Genomic DNA, 16,739 nt, shown 5'->3' with positions numbered 1-16,739 from the left:
GTCGTCGTCCTCTCATCCCACTCGCTCGCGGCGTCCGAAGAAGCCCTGCGGGCGGACCAGGAGCACCAGGATCATGACGAGAAGCGCCCACATGTTCTGCAGCGAGGCGGGGAACCACAGCGTGGAGAGCTGGGAGACCAGCCCGATGGCGATCGCACCGACCATCGCGCCGTAGGCGCTGCCGAGGCCGCCGAGGATGACGGCGGCGAACATCAGGAGCAGCAGCTGGAAGCCCATGTCGGGGTAGACCGCCTGGGTCAGCCCGAACAGCACGCCGCCGAGGCCCGCGAGGGCGCCGCCCAGGAGCCAGACGATCATGATGATCCGCTCGACGTTGATGCCGGAGGCGGACGCCAGGTCCTGGTTGTCGTTGACGGCTCGCATCGCCTTGCCGACCCGGGTGCGCTCCAGCATGAAGGCGACGAGGCCCATGAGGGCGAACGCGATGAGCGTGACGATCAGGTCTCGGGGCGTGATGCGGAACAGTCCGAGGTCCATCGACTGCTGGAGGTTGTACTCGTCGTACTGACGGCGCCGGGACCCGAACAGCACCAGCAGGATGTGCCGGACCACCAGGGCCAGCCCGATCGCCACGATGAACTGCTGGATCAGGCCGGCGCTCTTGCGCCGCATCGGGCGCCAGACGGTGAGCTCGACCCCGCCCGCCAGGAGCGCGGTGAGGATCATCGCCAGGATCCCGGCCAGCCAGACGGGCAGGTTCAGGGGGGTGACGGAGAGGAAGAACGCCATGATCGCGCCGAAGGTGACGTACTCGCCGTGGGCGAAGTTGATCAGCCGGGTCGTGCCGAACACCAGCGACAGGCCGACCGCGGTGATCGCGATGATCGCACCGAACTTGATGCCCTCCACGGTCAGCTGGATGAACTGTCGCGCGAACGACGTGCCGCCTGCCGCCGGGGGCGCCGCGGCCCCGTCCTCCCCCCCGGCGCCCGCGGCGAGCTGGAAGATCACGCCCTGCTGCGCCCCCGGCCGGACGACCACGCCGTCGATCTGCGCGCCGTCCTCGGTCCGGGGCACCACGCCCTCCGGCAGCTGTGCCGGGTCGATCGAGGCGGAGTAGGTGCCGGGCTCGGGCAACGGGACCTCCCACTGGCCCTTGTCGTCGGTCGTGCCGCTGCCGACCTCGGTGCCGTCCTGGGTCACCGTGATGGTCAGACCACTGATCGGCTGCCGGTCCGGCCCGCGGATGCTTCCGCGTATCGACTGGGCAGCCTCGTCCTGGGGTGGTGCGGTGCTCTTGGCGGCGTCGTCCTGGCTCAGCACCGCGGCGGGCACGGCCGCCGTCGGTGGCGAGGAGCTGTGACTGAGCGCCGCGGCGGCAGCGCCGGGCACCAGCATCACGGTCAGGAGCAGCGCCGCGAACAATGACATGACGCGGGCGCGCACGGGTCCTCCTTCGGATCGCTGCCCGGAAGTAAACCACACCGTCGCAAGCCTGCGGACGTGCCACCGTCCAGCGTGTCCGAATCGTGACCAACGCACGCTCACGGGGCTGCCCGGACTAGTGCGCGGCGTCGTGCCAGCTGCGACCCACGCCGACGCTGACGTCGAGCGGCACGTCCAGGTCGGCTGCGGCACCCATCTGCGCACGGACGATCTCCTCGACCTGCTCGCGCTCCCCCGGCGCGACCTCCAGGACCAGCTCGTCGTGCACCTGCAGCAGCATGCGCGAGCGCACGCCGGCCTCGCGCAGGGCCCGTTCGGTCCCGAGCATCGCCACCTTGATCAGGTCCGCGGCCGAGCCCTGGATCGGAGCGTTGAGGGCCATCCGTTCGGCCATCTCCCGCCGCTGCCGGTTGTCGCTGGTCAGGTCGGGAAGGTGCCGCCGCCGCCCCAGGATCGTCTCGGTGAAGCCGGTGCGGCGCGCCTCGGCGACGACGTCGCGCAGGTAGTCCCGCACGCCGCCGAACCGCTCGAAGTACTCCTCCATCAGGCCCTTGGCCTCGGCGGTCAAGATGCCGAGCTGCTTGGACAGCCCGAACGCGGACAGCCCGTAGGCCAGGCCGTAGCTCATCGCCTTGACCTTGGCCCGCATCTGCAGGGTGACCTCGTCGGGCTCCACGCCGAAGACGCGAGAGCCGACGAAGCGGTGCAGGTCCTCGCCGGTGCGGAAGGCTTCGATGAGCCCGGCGTCCTGGGACAGGTGCGCCATGATCCGCATCTCGATCTGGCTGTAGTCGGCCGACATCAGCGACTCGAAGGAGCCGCCGCCCGGGTCGGTCCCCACCACGAAGATCTCCCGGATCCGGCGCCCCTCCTCGGTCCGGATAGGGATGTTCTGCAGGTTCGGCTCGGTCGAGCTGAGGCGGCCGGTGGCCGCGATCGTCTGCTGGTAGGTGGTGTGGATGCGCTGGTCGTCGGCGACCGACTTGATCAGGCCCTCCGCGGTCACCCGCAGCCGGGTCTTGTCCCGGTGCCGCAGCAGCGCCTCGAGGAACGGGTGCTCGGTCTGGGCGTAGAGCCCGGCCAGGGCGTCGGCGTCCGTCGTGTAGCCGGTCTTGGTCCGCCGCGTCTTGGGCAGCGCGAGCGTGTCGAAGAGGACCGTCTGCAGCTGCTTGGGCGACCCGAGGTTGATCGTGTCGTCGCCGATGGCCTCCCAGGCGTCCTGCTGGGCCTGCGTCATCGCGTCGGCGAACTCCGCCTCGAGGCGCTCCAGACCCGGCAGGTCGACGGCGATGCCGGCCTGCTCCATCCGGCGCAGCACCCCGACCAGGGGGAGCTCGACGTCGCGCAGCAGCTTCTGCTCCTCCTCGTCGGCGAGCTCCTCGTCCAGGGCGAGGGACAGGTCGTGCACGGCTCGGGCGTGCACCATGGCCGAGCGGGCCGCGGCGGCCCCTCCCGCGTCGTCGCCCCCGAAGGACAGCTCGAGCTGGCCCTGGGCCCCCGGGTCCTCGTCCAGCCGCAGCTCGCGGTGCAGGTAGCGCAGCGCCAGATCGGCCAGGTCGTAGGAGCGCTGGTCCGGGCGGACCAGGTAGGCGGCCAGCGCCGTGTCGCTGACGACGCCCTCCAGACCCAGCCCGCGCTGCTCCAGGGAACGGACCTGCCCCTTCGCGTCGTGGAGGACCTTGGTGCACGCCTCGTCGGCCAGGAAGGCGGCCAGCGCGCGCTCGTCCTCCTCGCCGAGGTCCAGCAGGTCGACGTAGCCGGCCTGCTCGGCGCCGGCCAGCGCGACCGCCGTCGCCTCCCCCGGGCCGGCCTCGGTGCGCGCCGCCGCGTGCACGACCACGGCCACGCGCGTCCCCGCTGCGGCGTTCGCCCCGAGCCACGGCTCGAGCTCCCCCGCCCCCAGGACGGTGCCCTCGACCTCGATGCCCTCCTCCGCCTCCGTCTCCGCGGACTCCAGCGTGGCGAAGAGACGCTCGCGCAGCACCCGGAACTCGAGGCCGTCGAAGACCCGGTGCACCTCCTCGCGGTCCCAGCCGCGCACCGCCAGCTCGTCCAGACCCACGGGCAGCTGCACGTCGGCGACCAGCTGGTTGAGCCGGCGGTTGCGCAGGACCTGCTCCAGGTGGTCCCGCAGCGACTGGCCGGCCTTTCCGCTCAGCTGCGGGGCGTTGTCGACGATCCCGGAGAGGTCGCCGTGCAGCCCGAGCCACTTGGCGGCCGTCTTGGGACCCACTCCCGGAACGCCCGGCAGGTTGTCCGACGACTCCCCCACCATGGCCGCCAGGTCGCTGTAGCGCTCCGGCCGCACACCGTACTTGGTCTGCACCGCCTCCGGTGTCATCCGGGACAGCTCGGAGACGCCGCGGACCGGGTAGAGCACCGTGGTGCCCTCGTCGACCAGCTGCAGGGTGTCGCGGTCGCCGGAGCAGATGAGCACCTCCATACCCAGCTCGCGGCCCTGGCCGGTGAGGGTGGCGATCACGTCGTCCGCCTCGTAGCCGTCCAGCTCCACGTGCTGGATGCGCAGGGCGTCGAGGACCTCCTTGATCAGGTCGACCTGACCGCGGAACTCGTCCGGCGTCGCGGCCCGGCCCGCCTTGTACTCGGCGTACTGCTCGGTGCGGAAGGTCTGCCTCGAGACGTCGAAGGCCACCGCCAGGTGCGTGGGCGCCTCGTCGCGCAGCAGGTTGATGAGCATGGAGGTGAAGCCGTACACGGCGTTGGTGCTCTGCCCGGTCGAGGTGGAGAAATTCTCCACCGGCAGCGCGAAGAACGCGCGGTAGGCCAACGAGTGTCCGTCCAGCAGCAGCAGTCGACTCACGCATGGCAGCCTATGTCCCATGACCGACAGCACCCAGCCCCTCCCCCCGCTCCCCCTCGGCATGACACCCGAGCTGCTCGCGGGGACGCTCGTCGGACGGATGGGTATGGAGATCCTCGAGGTCGGCGTCGAGCGCACCGTGGCCAGGATGCCGGTCGAGGGGAACACCCAGCCCTACGGCCTGCTGCACGGCGGCGCCTCGGCGGCGCTGGCCGAGACCCTCGGCTCCATCGCCTCGGCGCTGCACGCCGGAGAGGGTCGCATCGCCGTCGGGCTCGACCTCAGCGCCACCCACCACCGAGCCGTGCGCGAGGGCTGGGTGATCGGGGTGGCCACGCCCCTGTCACTGGGCAGGTCGGTGGCCAGCTACGAGATCGTGGTCAGCGACGACGACGGCCGCCGGGTGTGCACCGCCCGGCTGACCTGCCTGCTGCGGGACCGCCCTCCGGGCGCGTGACCGCCAGGCCCTACGCTCACCGCATGGACGGAGCCTTCCCAGGCCTGGGGACCGTGGTCAACGTCGTCGCCGTTCTCCTCGGCGCCGGCCTCGGCATGCTGGCCGGGCATCGGCTGCCCGAGCGGGTCCGGGGCGTGGTGACCGACTGCCTCGGCCTGGTCACCCTGCTCGTCGCCATCCTCAGCGCCCTCGACGTCACCTCCCCGGCGCTGGTGTCGGCCGTCGGCAGCGGCGCCCCCGTGCTCATCGTCCTGGGCAGCCTGCTGATCGGGGGGATCCTGGGGGCGCTGCTGCGGATCGAGGACCGCCTGGAGTCGCTGGCCGGCGTGGTCCAGCGCCGGGTGCAGCGCGACGACGACGTCGAGGGAGGCGAGCACGGCAAGGACGAGCGGGAGCGCTTCATCGAGGGCTGGCTGACCGCCTCGCTGCTCTTCTGCGTGGGCCCGCTCACCATCCTGGGTTCGCTGTCGGACGGGCTGGGCCGGGGCATCGACCAGCTGGCGCTGAAGTCGGCGCTCGACTTCTTCGCCGCGATCGCCTTCGCCTCCACCTTCGGTGTCGGCGTGCTGCTCTCGGCGGTGTCCGTGGCGGTGGTGCAGGGCTCGCTCACCGTCCTGGGCCTCACCCTCGGGGCGGTGGTGTCCGAGGCGCAGGTGGCGGCGCTGACCGCGGTGGGCGGTCTGCTCCTGGTGGGCATCGCGCTGCGGCTGCTCCACATCCGCCAGATCCCGGTGGGGGACCTGCTGCCGGCGCTGGTGGTGGCGCCGGTGCTGGTCACGCTGGTGGGGCAGCTGCGCTAGGCCGCCCCCCGCCGGCTCACTTCTTGGCGGGCATCCCCGCGATGACGGCGTCGGCGACCTCGCGCATCGACAGACGGCGGTCCATGGCCGCCTTCTGGATCCAGCGGAACGCCTCGGCCTCGCTGAGCTTGAGCTGGGTCATCAGCAGACCTTTGGCACGGTCGACGCGCTTGCGGGTCTCGAACCGCTCGCCCAGGTCGGCCACCTCGGACTCCAGCGCCTTGCGCTCGGCCCAGCGGGCCCGGGCGATGTCGATGGCCGGCAGCACGTCGACGGCGCTGAACGGCTTGACGACGTAGGACATCACGCCCGCGTCCCGGGCACGCTCGACCAGGTTCTTGTCGCTGAAGGCCGTGAGCATGACGACCGGGGCGAGGCCCTCCTTGCCGATCTGCTCGGCGGCGGAGATCCCGTCGATACCGGGCATCTTGATGTCCATGACGACCAGGTCCGGCTCGGTCTCCCTGGCCAGGGCCACCGCCTGCTCGCCGTCGGCGGCCTGCCCCACGATCTCGTGGCCGGCCTCGGTGAGCATCTCGGCCAGGTCCATCCGGATGAGCGCCTCGTCCTCGGCGAGCAGGATCCGCAGACCCTGCCCCGTGGCTGCCGCCGCAGCCTCCTCCTGGGGGCGGCGGCGTCGCGCTCGGGGGCGGCGTCGTCGCCGGGGGCCGTGGGCTGCGTCTTCGCGTCGGTCACGGGTCAAAGCCTATCTGTCTCGTCGGTCCGCCGCCGTGGCGGAGGAGGTGCGTGTGCAACGTGCCGGGAGCGGGACTCGAACCCGCACGCCCTCGCGGGCAGAGCATTTTGAGTGCCCCGTGTCTGCCGTTCCACCACCCCGGCGGGAGGGTCGGTCGCGACCGGTCAACCAGCATACCCGCGGAACCGGGCGGTCCGGTCGACGCCGCCGGTGCACCGTGGGGGCCGGGATCAGGCCAGCGGGTCGTCCTGGTAGGCCCGCGCCCGGCCGAGGACCGCGTCGCCCACGCGGTGCAGCCGCAGCGCGTTGGTGGTGCCCGAGACGCCGGGGGGCGACCCTGCGACGATGACGACCAGGTCGCCGGGCTCGCACCGCCCCTCGCGCAGGAGCGCCTCCTCGACCTGCATCACCATCTGGTCGGTGTGCCACACGAAGGGCACCAGGAAGGTCTCCACCCCCCAGGTCAGGGCCAGCCGGGACCGGGTGGACTGCTCGGTGGTGAAGGCGAGCATCGGCACCGCCGGCCGCATCCGCGCCATCCGGGTCGTGGTGTCGCCGCTCTTGGAGAAGGTGACGAGGAACTTCACCGTCTCCAGGGCGTCGGCGATGCTGATCGCCGCTCGGGTGACCGCACCGCCGGTGGTCCGAGGCGTGGTGAGGATCGGGGCGATCCGGTGCAGCCCGTGGTCCTCGGTGCTGCGGATGATGTCGGACATGGTCTCCACGGCCTTGATCGGCCAGGCACCGACCGAGGTCTCCCCCGAGAGCATGATCGCGTCGGCGCCGTCGAGGACGGCGTTGGCGCAGTCGCTGGCCTCGGCCCGGGTCGGGCGCGGGTTGTCCACCATCGACTCCAGGACCTGGGTGGCGACGATGACCGGCTTGGCCCGCTCCCGGCACAGCTGGATGGCGTCCTTCTGCACCAGCGGCACCTGCTCGAGCGGCAGCTCGACGCCCAGGTCGCCGCGCGCGACCATCACCCCGTCGAAGGCCTCGACGATCTCCTCCAGGTCGGCCACCGCCTGCGGCTTCTCGATCTTGGCGATGACCGGCAGGATGCGGCCCTCCTCCTCCATGATGCGCCGCACGCCGTCGTAGTCGGAGGCGGACCGGACGAAGGAGAGCGCCACGAAGTCGACGCCGGTGCGCACGGCCCAGCGCAGGTCCTCCTCGTCCTTCTCCGACATCGCCGGGACGCTCACCGGCGTGCCGGGCAGGTTGATCCCCTTGTGGTTGGAGACCTCGCCGCCGATGACCACCTCGGTGACGACGTCGGTGGCGGTGACCTCCACCGCGCGCAGCAGCACCTTGCCGTCGTCGATGAGCAGGTCGTCGCCGGGGTGCACGTCGCCGGCCAGCCCGCCGTAGGTCGTGGAGACGCAGTCGCGGTCGCCGGGGACGTCGCGGGTGGTGATCGTGAACCGGTCGCCGGTGGCGAGCGTGACCGGTCCGCCGGCGAACGTGCCGGTGCGGATCTTCGGGCCCTGCAGGTCGGCCAGGATCGCGACGGCGTGCCCCGAGGAGTCGCCCGCCTCACGGACCTTCATGTAGCGCTCGTAGTGCTCCTCGTGGGAGCCGTGCGAGAGGTTGAGCCGCGCCACGTCCATACCGGCCCGGACGAGCGCCCGGATCTGCTCGGCGGAGCTGGTGACAGGACCCAGGGTGCAGACGATCTTGGCGCGACGCATGGTCCCCACCCTAGACGCCGCCACAGCTGCGCAAAGACGCGGAGGTCTGACGTCGGTCATCCCCCGGTCCACCGACCTCGTGGCCAGGTCCGTCCAGGCTCAGGAGTGGGACTCCAGGATGCCGTCGAGCGAGGAGGGGTCCTGCAGCAGGGAGCTCATCTCCTCCTGGCTGAGGGTGCTGCCGTTGACCACCACGGTGGGGGTGGAGGTCACGCCGTCCTTGTTCGCGCGCTCCTGCATCGCCTGGACGTAGTCCTCGTGGGTCAGGTCGCTGACGCACGAGCTGAAGGTGTCCAGCTCGGTGCCCGAGAGCCCGGCCTCCTTCGCCCAGCCGACGAACTGCTCGTCACGGTAGCCCTGCCCCTCGGGCGGCTGGTTGGCGTAGACCGCGGCGTGGAAGGGTACGAAGACGCCGGCGTCGTCGGCGCAGAGGGCGGCGTTGGCGGCGCGCGTGGAGGAACGGTCGCTGGAGGCACCGTCGAGGAAGGACATGATCTGGTAGGTCAGGTTGATGTCCCCGGCGACCGCCTTGTCCGAGAGCGCTTCGCCGACCGAGGCCTCCAGCCTGCCGCACCAGGGGCACTGGAAGTCCTCGTAGACGCGCACCTGCGTGACGTCCGCGTCGACGCCCGGCCCCACGCTCACGCCGCCGCCCTCCGGGAGCGTGCTGCTGCTGCCGACGGCGTCCAGGCCACCGCCCCGGCTCGCTGCCCAGACCAGGACGGCGATGAGGGCCACGACGAGGACGACGACGCCACCGATCAGACCCATGGAAGGACCCTTGGCGGCGACCGGCTTGACCGGAGGGGCGGGAGGACGAGGCATGGTCAACGGCCTTTCAAGAGCAGCTGGTCCAGGGAGAAGGGGGTACGGGGGCGCACGACGAGCCAGCCGGCGAGCGCGAGCAGACCGAGGTCCCGCAGGATCTCGGACAGGTATCGGGTGTCCTCGGGGTCGATGGGTCCGCCGGTGCCGAAGCATCCGCAGTCGATGCTCAGGCCGCGCGCCCAGGCCGAGGCGATGCCGGCGATGAAGACGATCATCAGGGCCGCGCCGACGACCGCGCTGGCGCGCGTGAGCAGACCCGTGATGAGCAGCAGCCCCACGGCGATCTCCACGACCGGCAGCATCGTGCCGACGATCCGGGACACCTCGTAGCTGAACAGCTCGTAGGCCACCACGCTCTGCACCGAGGACGTGACGTCGGTGACCTTGAGCCAGCCGGCCGCGAGCAGCACGCCGCCGAGCACCAGCCGAGCGACCAGGCCGACTGCACCGGTCCACCCGCGCGGGGGCCGCCGTGCCGGTGGGCGTGCGGCACGCACGGGCCCGGTGCGCGGCTGGTCGACGGGCGCGCTCACCGCGCCGTCCCCCCCTCCTGCCGACCGGCCCGCACCCCGTCGGCGAGCTCGCCGACCACGGAGCGCAGCCGCTCGAGCGTGGGGTCCTGGGCCACCGCGGCGACCAGGGCCGAGCCCACGATCACGCCGTCGGCGAACGCGGCCACCTCCGCGGCCTGCTCGCGGGTGCTCACGCCCAGCCCCACGCACAGCGGCAGCTCGGTCAGCGACCGCATGCGTCGGATCAGCTCGGCGGCCCCGGTGCCGACGCTCGTCCGCGTCCCGGTGACCCCCATGGTCGAGGCCACGTAGACGAACCCCCGGCAGGCGGCGGCCGTCATCGCCAGCCGCGCGTCGGTGGAACTGGGCGCCACGAGGAACACGGGGTCGAGCCGGTGCTCCTCGGCGGCGGACCGCCACGCGCCGGCCTCGTCGGGGATCAGGTCCGGCGTGATCAGTCCGGCACCCCCGGCCGCGGCCAGGTCGGCGGCGAACCGCTCGACGCCGTAGCGCAGGACCGGGTTCCAGTAGGACATGACGACCGGCACAGCGCCGGCCTCCTGCACCGCGCGCACCACCTCGAAGATGTGGGCGAGCCGGAACCCGCCGGCCAGCGCCTGGCTGGCGGCGCGCTGGATGACCGGGCCGTCCATGAGGGGGTCTGTGTAGGGAACTCCCACCTCGACGACGTCGGCTCCGGCCTCCGCGGCGGCGCGCACGGCGGCGACCGAGGTCGCCAGGTCCGGGTAGCCGGCCGGCAGGTAGGCGACCAGGGCCGCGCGCTCCTCGTCGCGGCACCGGGCGAACACCTGCTCCAGCGCGCTCATGCTCCGCTCCCCTCACCCTCGGTGACCGGGCGTGCGGCCCTCAGCTCCTCCGCCTCGACCAGGTCCTCGCCGTCCACCAGCCCGAACCACCGGGCGGCGGTGTCCACGTCCTTGTCCCCGCGGCCGGAGAGGTTGACCAGCACGACGGGTGCCTCGCCGTCCTCCCGAGCGGGGTGTGCGCGTCCCACGCGCAGCGCCCCGGCCAGCGCATGTGCGCTCTCGATAGCCGGGATGATCCCCTCGGTGCGGCAGAGCAGCGCGAAGGCGTCCATCGCCTCCTGGTCGGTGACCGGCTCGTAGCTCGCCCGACCGGTGTCGTGCAGGTAGGCGTGCTCGGGGCCGACCGAGGGATAGTCCAGGCCGGCGGAGATCGAGTGCGTCTCACGGGTCTGACCGTCCTCGTCCTGCAGGACGTAGGTCGCGGCGCCGTGGAGGACGCCGGGCTCCCCGCCGGAGAACCTGGCCGCGTGGCGGCCGCTGTCCACCCCTTCGCCACCGGCCTCGAAGCCGTGCAGCCGCACCTGGTCGTCCTCGCGGAAGGCGTGGAAGATCCCCATCGCGTTCGACCCGCCGCCGACGCAGGCGCAGACGGCGTCGGGAAGCCGTCCGACCCGCTCGAGGATCTGCTCGCGGGCCTCGATGCCGATGATGGCGTGGAAGTCGCGGACCATGGTCGGGAAGGGGTGCGGACCGGTGACGGTCCCGAGCAGGTAGTGGGTGTGGTCGACGTTGGTGACCCAGTCGCGCATCGCCTCGTTGATGGCGTCCTTCAGCGTCGCGCTACCGGTGGCCACGGGCACCACCTCGGCGCCGAGCAGGCGCATCCGGGCCACGTTGAGAGCCTGGCGCCGGGTGTCGACCTCGCCCATGTAGACCACGCAGTCCAGGCCCATGAGCGCGGCGGCGGTCGCCGTCGCCACGCCGTGCTGCCCGGCGCCGGTCTCGGCGATGACGCGGCGCTTGCCCATCCGCACGGTCAGCAGGGCCTGGCCCAGGACGTTGTTGATCTTGTGCGACCCGGTGTGGTTGAGGTCCTCGCGCTTGAGGAACACCCGGGCGCCGCCAGCGTGCTCGGCGAACCGGGGCACCTCGGTCAGCGCGCTGGGCCGGCCGGTGTAGTCACGGTGGAGCCTGGCCAGCTCCTCGCCGAAGTCCGGGTCCGACTGTGCCTGCAGCCAGGCCGTCTCGAGCTCGTCCAGGGCCGCCACCAGCGCCTCGGGCACGAACCGGCCGCCGAAGCCACCGAACCGGCCGGGCACCGTGCCGGCGCTCACGGGCGCCCCTCGCGCCGCGCCGTGCCGTCCGTGTGCACCGCGGGGTGGGCGGCCGCGGCGAGCAGCTCACCGACCGCCTCCCGGGGTCGCTTCCCGGTGACGAGCGCCTCTCCGACGAGGACGGCGTGCGCCCCCGCCTCAGCCATGGTCAGCACGTCGAGCGGGCCGCGCACCCCGGACTCCCCCACCAGCACCAGGTCCTCGGGCACGTGCCGGGCGACCCTTGGGAAGGTGGAGCGGTCCACCTCGAGGGTCTTCAGATCACGGTTGTTGACGCCGACGATCCGGGCGCCGGCGTCGACCGCGCGGCGCACCTCCTCCTCGTCGTGCGCCTCCACCAGCGCGTGCATGCCCAGCGACTCGACCCGCTCCAGCAGGCCGACGAGCACCGGCTGCGGCAGCGCGGCCACGATGAGCAGGACCAGGTCCGCGCCGTGAGCCCTGGCCTCCCACACCTGGTAGGGGTCGACCACGAAGTCCTTGCGCAGGACCGGGACCTCGACCCTGCCCCGCACGGCATCCAGGTCGGCCAGCGAACCGCCGAAGCGTCGCCGCTCGGTGAGGACGCTGATGGCGCTCGCGCCGCCGGCCGCGTAGTCGGCCGCGAGGGAGGCGGGGTCGGCGATGGCCGCGAGCGCGCCCTTGCTGGGGCTGCTGCGCTTGACCTCGGCGATGACGTGGACGCCGGTCCGCGGGGCGAGGTGCGCCACCGCGTCCAGGGGGGAGGGCGTCGCGCCGGCCCGCTCCTGGAGCGCCTCGAGCGGCAGCGCGGCACGTCGCTGCGCCAGGTCCTCGCGGACCCCCTGGATGATCTGCTCAAGCACTGTCGCCACGGCCCAAGCCTAGACGGCCGTGGACGCGGACCGGGCCCTCGGGGTGGCGCCGGGCGGCAGCGCCGCGCCCGGTCGGGTGCCTCCGGTCGTCGGTCGGGTCAGCGCTCGTGACCGGACCCGGCCGCCCCGAGGCCGAAGCGCTCCAGGAAGTACCACATCACGCCGCCGGCGAGGAAGACCACGATCCCGCCCCACAGCATCGTCGTGGGACCGAAGACCGCGGCGTAGCAGGCGACGGCGGCGGCGAGGACCATGACGGCCACCGAGACCCAGGCTGCCGGGCTTTGGCCGTGGTTGTCGTCGTCGTCGTGCATCGGTGCTCCTTGCGGACGGGGCGCGCTGGCCCGGGGCGTGGTCGGTCCCATTGTGCCAGCCGGAGCACCCCGCCGGGCCCACCCCCGCGCCGGTCGCCGTGTCCGGCCCGTCACCGCTCGTCCGGTTCCTCTCCCCTGCTCAGCTCGAGCCACACCCGCTCGGTGCGCCGCCGCTCCTGCTCCCACCCGGCACCGGGCCCGGACCGCGGGCCCGCCGGTCGGTCGGGACGGACCCGCTCGGGGCGCCACAGCACGACGGCGAGGAGCGCGACGAGGGCGCTGCCGAGCGCGACCCACGGCCAGGCGGTGGGGTGCGAGGACACGGTCCCCTCCCCGGTCCGTCCGGCGCGGGTGAGCGCGAGGACCGTGCCGAGGAGCGCGATGGCGAGGACGGGGAGCGCGGCGTACCTGGCCCGGACGAGACCCGCCAGCCCGGCGACCACGCACAGGCCGGCCACGAGGACGACCGGGCCCAGCCACGGGACCAGCTCCGCGCCGCTGACCGTGCCGGGCCACCGTGGTGCGCCGGGCGCGGCCTGGGTGAGGGCGGTGGCCCAGGGCTGGCCGACGCCGAGCAGCAGGAGACCGCACGCCGCCAGGGCGAGCGCCGCGGCCGTCGGTCCCCTCACGGCAGGGAGCCGCCGGTGCGCTGCTGGGCCGACCAGGAGTCGTGCATGCGGGTATAGACGCCGCCGAGGCCGACCAGGTCGCGGTGGTGCCCGAGCTCGACGATCCGGCCCCGGTCGACCACGACCACCAGGTCGGCGGCCTCCGCGGTGGAGAGTCGGTGCGCGATCGCCACGGACGTGCGGCCACGGGTCAGCCCCTCGAGGGCGCGCTGGACGCGGACCTCGGTGGCCGGGTCGACGGCGCTGGTGGCCTCGTCCAGGACGAGCAGGTCGGGGTCGGCCAGGTAGGCGCGCGCGATCGCGACCAGCTGGCGCTCGCCCGCCGACAACGACTCGCCGCGCTGGCCCACCTGGGTGTGCACCCCGTGCGGCAGCCCGTCGACCCAGGGGTCCAGTCCGAGCTCGGTGACCGCGAGCGCGATCTCGTCGTCGGTGGCCTCGGGCCGGCCGAAGCGGATGTTGGTCAGGATGTCGGCGTCGAAGAGGAAGCCCTCCTGAGGGACGAGCACCACGCGCCGCCGCAGCGAGCCGAAGGCGATCCGGCGCAGGTCGACGCCGTCGAGCAGGACCCGCCCCTCGGTGGGGTCCATGAGCCGCGTCAGCAGCCGGGCCATCGTGGTCTTGCCCGAGCCGGTCTCACCGACGATCGCCACCCTGGTGTGCGGCTCGATGCGCAGGTCGACGTCGCGCAGGACCGGCTCGCCGCCCGGGTAGGCGTAGGACACCTCCTCGAAGCGCACCTCGATCGGGCCACGCCCCTGGTGCACGCCCGCGGCGCCCGGGTCGGCGACGTCGGCCGGGGTGTCGATGACCCCGATGACCCTGCGCCAGCCGGCGACGGCGTTCTGCAGCTCGTTGAGGATCTCGGTGGCCATGAGCACCGGCTGGGTGAACAGGTTGACCAGGAAGAGGAAGGCCAGCAGCTGTCCGAGGGTCACCTGGCCCTGCACGGCCAGCCAGGTGCCGATCACCAGGACCACCGCGGTGGTCAGCCCCGCGAAGGCCTGGCCGGAGACGAAGGCCATGACCGAGCGGATCTGAGCCCTGATGGCCGAGCGGCGGTGGCTCTCGATCGCGGTGTCGAGCCGCTCGGCGGTGCGCTCCTCGACCCCGTAGGAGCGGATCGTCACCGCACCGACGATCGACTCGCTGACCGCGCCGAGCACGTCGCCCACGCGCGCCCTGACCAGCCCGTAGGCCTCCCCCAGCTGCGGCTGGAACCAGCGCACGAGGAAGACGAGGGGCACGAAGCACAGGTAGACGACCAGGGCCAGCAGCGGGCTGTACACCAGCATCAGGACGGTGGCCAGCATGATCTGCGCCGAGGAGATCAGCAGCATGAGGCCGCCGAACTGCACGAACATCGAGATCGTGTCGACGTCGCTGGTCACCCGGGAGACCAGCGAGCCGCGCCGCTCGGTGCTCTGGGTCAGCACCGACAGGTCGTGGATGTGCCGGAACGCCCTGAGCCGCAGGGTCGCCAGGCCGGACTCGGCCGCGATGAACAGCCGGACGTTGACCAGGTACTGAGCCAGGCTGGTGACCACGACGACACCGGCGGCAGCGGCGATGGCCCGCAGCACGAAGCCGATGTCGGGGCCGCCCTCGGCGAGGATGCCGTTGTCGGTCGTCTGCTGGACCACGAACGGGATGATCACGCGTCCCACGGTCGCGAGCACCGCGAGGACCACGGTGATGGCCAACCCGCCGCGCAGCTCCGGGGAGAGCTCGAGCCCGCGCCGCAGGGTGCCCATGGTGCTCAGCCCGCTCTGCGCCTCGATCCGGCTGCTCACCGTCCGTCCGTGCTCCACCGCCGCCTCGTCCTCCGCGTCGCGTCCCTTGCCCCTCCTCGCGCTCATGACCGCTCCTCCGACCGCTCGACGGCGGCCCGGTCGGCCGCCTCGCGGGCGTAGGCCTGCACGAGGTCGGCGTAGCCGGCGCAGCGGTGCAGCAGGTCCTCGTGGCTCCCCTGGTCCACGACCCTGCCCTGCTCGACGTAGACGACCTCGTCGGCCAGCATGATCGTGGCCATCCGGTAGGCGACGACGAGGACCGTCGTCCCGGCCCTGGCCTCGCGCAGCCCGGCGAGGATGGCCTGCTCGACCGCCGGGTCGACCGCGCTCGTGGCGTCGTCGAGGACGAGCAGGCGCGGGCGCCGCCAGACCGCCCGGGCCAGGGCGATCCGCTGCCGCTGCCCGCCGGAGAGGTTGCCGCCCCGTTCGCCGATGACGGTGTCCAGCCCGTGCGGCATGGCGCCGACGAAGACGTCGGCCTGCGCGATGCGCAGCGCCTCCCACACGGAGGCGTCCGTGGCCTCCTCGCCCAGGGTGACGTTGCCGCGCACCGTGTCGTCGAACATGAAGGTCTGCTGGGCCACGAGCGTCGCCGCACCCGGGATCACGCCCTGCGCCAGCTCCCGCACGTCGACCTCGTCCAGCTCGACGAGCCCGCCCTGGGGGTCGACCAGCCGCAGGCTGAGGTTGACCAGCGTCGACTTGCCCGAACCGGTCGGGCCGACGAGCGCGGTCGTCGTGCCCGCCTCCACCACCAGGTTCACGTCGTGCAGCGTGGGGTCCTCCTCGCCGTGGTGGCGGTAGGTGACGCCGGAGAGGGCCGACCGGGCCGGGCCCTGCTCGTCGGGCAGCGCGGCGGGCCCGTACTCCATGGCGCCCTCGGACTCCAGGACGTGCTGGACCCGGTCGTGGCCGACGACCGAGCGCGGGATCTCCGCCAGCACCCAGCCCAACGAACGGACCGGGAAGGCGAGCAGCGAGAACAGATACGCCATCTGCACCACCTGGGCCGCGTCCAGCACGCCGCGGGAGACCTGCCATGTGCCCACGCCCAGCAGCGCGAGGGTGCCCAGGGTCGGGATCGCCTCGATCACCGGCTCGAACGTGCCGCGGGTGCGCCCGACCTGGATGAGCGAGTCGCGCAGGGCGTAGGTGGAGCGGGCGAAGCGCTCCGTCTCCTCCTCCTCGCGGCCCATCGCCTTGACCAGCAGGCCCGCCTCGAAGGACTCGTGGGCCACCTCGGCCACCTCGGCCCGCAGCTGCTGGGCACGGGTGATCCGCGGGGACATGAACTGCTGGAAGACGAGGTTGGCCAGGAAGAGCCCGGGGAAGACGAGCAGGCCGACGAAGGCCAGGAACGGGTCGACGACGACCATCATCACCCCGGCGATGACGAGCATGAAGAGCACGCCGATCGCCATCGGCAGCGGGTTGAACACCTGCCAGGTGGCCTCGATGTCGGCGTGGGCGTTGGACAGCAGCTGGCCGGAGGGGTGGGCGTGGTGCCAGGAGAGCGGCAGCCGCAGGTACTGGCGCGTCACCCGGCGCCGGTACCGTGCCTGCAGGTTGAACCCGGCGATGGTGGCGTAGACCCGCCGCAGGATCACGCCGACCACGTTGACGACGAGCACCGCGGCCAGCACCCCGAAGATCGTCCAGAGCCCGGACGCGGACACGCTGCGCTCCTGCACCGCCGGCTGGATGACGTGGTCGGTCACCCAGCCGATCGCCCCGGCCGTCCCGACCGTCGCGGCGGCCCACAGCACCGACCCCACCACGGCCACCGCGAACGGTCTGGGCTCGGTCCGGATGCCTGCGACGATGACGCCCAGGCCACGACGCAGCACCGCCCTGCTGGC

The 16,739-nt window shown here is 72.7% G+C and carries 15 protein-coding genes and 1 tRNA gene; 2 read left to right on the top strand and 14 right to left on the bottom strand.

Annotation, left to right across the window (positions count from 1 at the left end; translation table 11 throughout):
* Positions 1-12: 12 nt before the first annotated feature.
* A complete protein-coding gene (locus tag DV701_RS02165; protein WP_228255169.1) occupies positions 13-1,407 on the bottom strand; it encodes a branched-chain amino acid ABC transporter permease in 1,395 nt (464 codons plus the stop codon).
* Between the two features lie 115 nt (positions 1,408-1,522).
* Positions 1,523-4,228, bottom strand: a complete 2,706-nt coding sequence (gene polA, locus DV701_RS02160) for a DNA polymerase I (protein ID WP_202863608.1) — start codon at positions 4,226-4,228, stop codon at positions 1,523-1,525.
* Positions 4,229-4,247: 19 nt separating this feature from the next.
* On the opposite strand from polA, the gene DV701_RS02155 reads away from it, so the two are divergent.
* Together DV701_RS02155 and DV701_RS02150 are read left to right on the top strand one after the other, a co-directional pair.
* The gene (locus DV701_RS02155; protein WP_114930604.1) at positions 4,248-4,685 is read left to right on the top strand and encodes a hotdog fold thioesterase; all 438 of its coding nucleotides are present in this window, start codon (positions 4,248-4,250) and stop codon (positions 4,683-4,685) included.
* 23 nt (positions 4,686-4,708) lie between these two features.
* A complete protein-coding gene (locus tag DV701_RS02150) occupies positions 4,709-5,485 on the top strand; it encodes a DUF554 domain-containing protein (protein ID WP_114926878.1) in 777 nt (258 codons plus the stop codon).
* Between the two features lie 16 nt (positions 5,486-5,501).
* On the opposite strand, the gene DV701_RS02145 is transcribed toward DV701_RS02150, so the two are convergent.
* From DV701_RS02145 to DV701_RS02090, 12 genes are all read right to left on the bottom strand, one after another.
* A complete protein-coding gene (locus DV701_RS02145; RefSeq protein ID WP_114930600.1) occupies positions 5,502-6,074 on the bottom strand; it encodes an ANTAR domain-containing response regulator in 573 nt (190 codons plus the stop codon).
* Positions 6,075-6,242: 168 nt separating this feature from the next.
* Positions 6,243-6,325, bottom strand: a tRNA-Leu gene (locus DV701_RS02140).
* Between the two features lie 87 nt (positions 6,326-6,412).
* A complete protein-coding gene (gene pyk, locus DV701_RS02135) occupies positions 6,413-7,870 on the bottom strand; it encodes a pyruvate kinase (protein ID WP_114926877.1) in 1,458 nt (485 codons plus the stop codon).
* Between the two features lie 99 nt (positions 7,871-7,969).
* Entirely contained in the window at positions 7,970-8,641 is a 672-nt protein-coding gene (locus tag DV701_RS02130; protein ID WP_162802752.1) for a DsbA family protein, read from the bottom strand.
* A 56-nt stretch (positions 8,642-8,697) separates the two neighbouring features.
* Positions 8,698-9,231: a MauE/DoxX family redox-associated membrane protein gene (locus tag DV701_RS02125; RefSeq protein ID WP_228255168.1), complete on the bottom strand. Its 534-nt coding sequence runs from the start codon at positions 9,229-9,231 to the stop codon at positions 8,698-8,700.
* Complete coding sequence (gene trpA / locus DV701_RS02120) at positions 9,228-10,037, bottom strand: tryptophan synthase subunit alpha (protein ID WP_114926875.1); 810 nt, start codon at positions 10,035-10,037, stop codon at positions 9,228-9,230. Before trpA ends, DV701_RS02125 begins: the two co-directional genes overlap by 4 nt.
* Positions 10,034-11,311 (bottom strand): tryptophan synthase subunit beta, encoded by a 1,278-nt coding sequence (gene trpB, locus DV701_RS02115; RefSeq protein WP_114926874.1) that lies wholly within the window; start codon positions 11,309-11,311, stop codon positions 10,034-10,036. Before trpB ends, trpA begins: the two co-directional genes overlap by 4 nt.
* On the bottom strand, positions 11,308-12,144 hold the full coding sequence (gene trpC, locus DV701_RS02110) for an indole-3-glycerol phosphate synthase TrpC (RefSeq protein ID WP_114926873.1): 837 nt from the start codon (positions 12,142-12,144) through the stop codon (positions 11,308-11,310). The genes trpB and trpC overlap by 4 nt, the downstream gene beginning before the upstream one ends.
* A 98-nt stretch (positions 12,145-12,242) precedes the next feature.
* A complete protein-coding gene (locus DV701_RS02105; protein WP_114926872.1) occupies positions 12,243-12,458 on the bottom strand; it encodes an HGxxPAAW family protein in 216 nt (71 codons plus the stop codon).
* A gap of 110 nt (positions 12,459-12,568) precedes the next feature.
* Complete coding sequence (locus tag DV701_RS02100; protein ID WP_114926871.1) at positions 12,569-13,087, bottom strand: hypothetical protein; 519 nt, start codon at positions 13,085-13,087, stop codon at positions 12,569-12,571.
* Positions 13,084-14,946 (bottom strand): ABC transporter ATP-binding protein, encoded by a 1,863-nt coding sequence (locus DV701_RS02095; RefSeq protein ID WP_114926870.1) that lies wholly within the window; start codon positions 14,944-14,946, stop codon positions 13,084-13,086. The genes DV701_RS02100 and DV701_RS02095 overlap by 4 nt, the downstream gene beginning before the upstream one ends.
* Positions 14,943-16,727: an ABC transporter ATP-binding protein gene (locus DV701_RS02090; protein ID WP_114926869.1), complete on the bottom strand. Its 1,785-nt coding sequence runs from the start codon at positions 16,725-16,727 to the stop codon at positions 14,943-14,945. Before DV701_RS02090 ends, DV701_RS02095 begins: the two co-directional genes overlap by 4 nt.
* Positions 16,728-16,739: the final 12 nt, after the last annotated feature.

Source organism: Ornithinimicrobium avium (assembly GCF_003351765.1).
In the GTDB taxonomy this organism is placed as follows: domain Bacteria; phylum Actinomycetota; class Actinomycetes; order Actinomycetales; family Dermatophilaceae; genus Ornithinicoccus; species Ornithinicoccus avius.
This window is presented reverse-complemented; position numbering and strand designations above follow the sequence as displayed.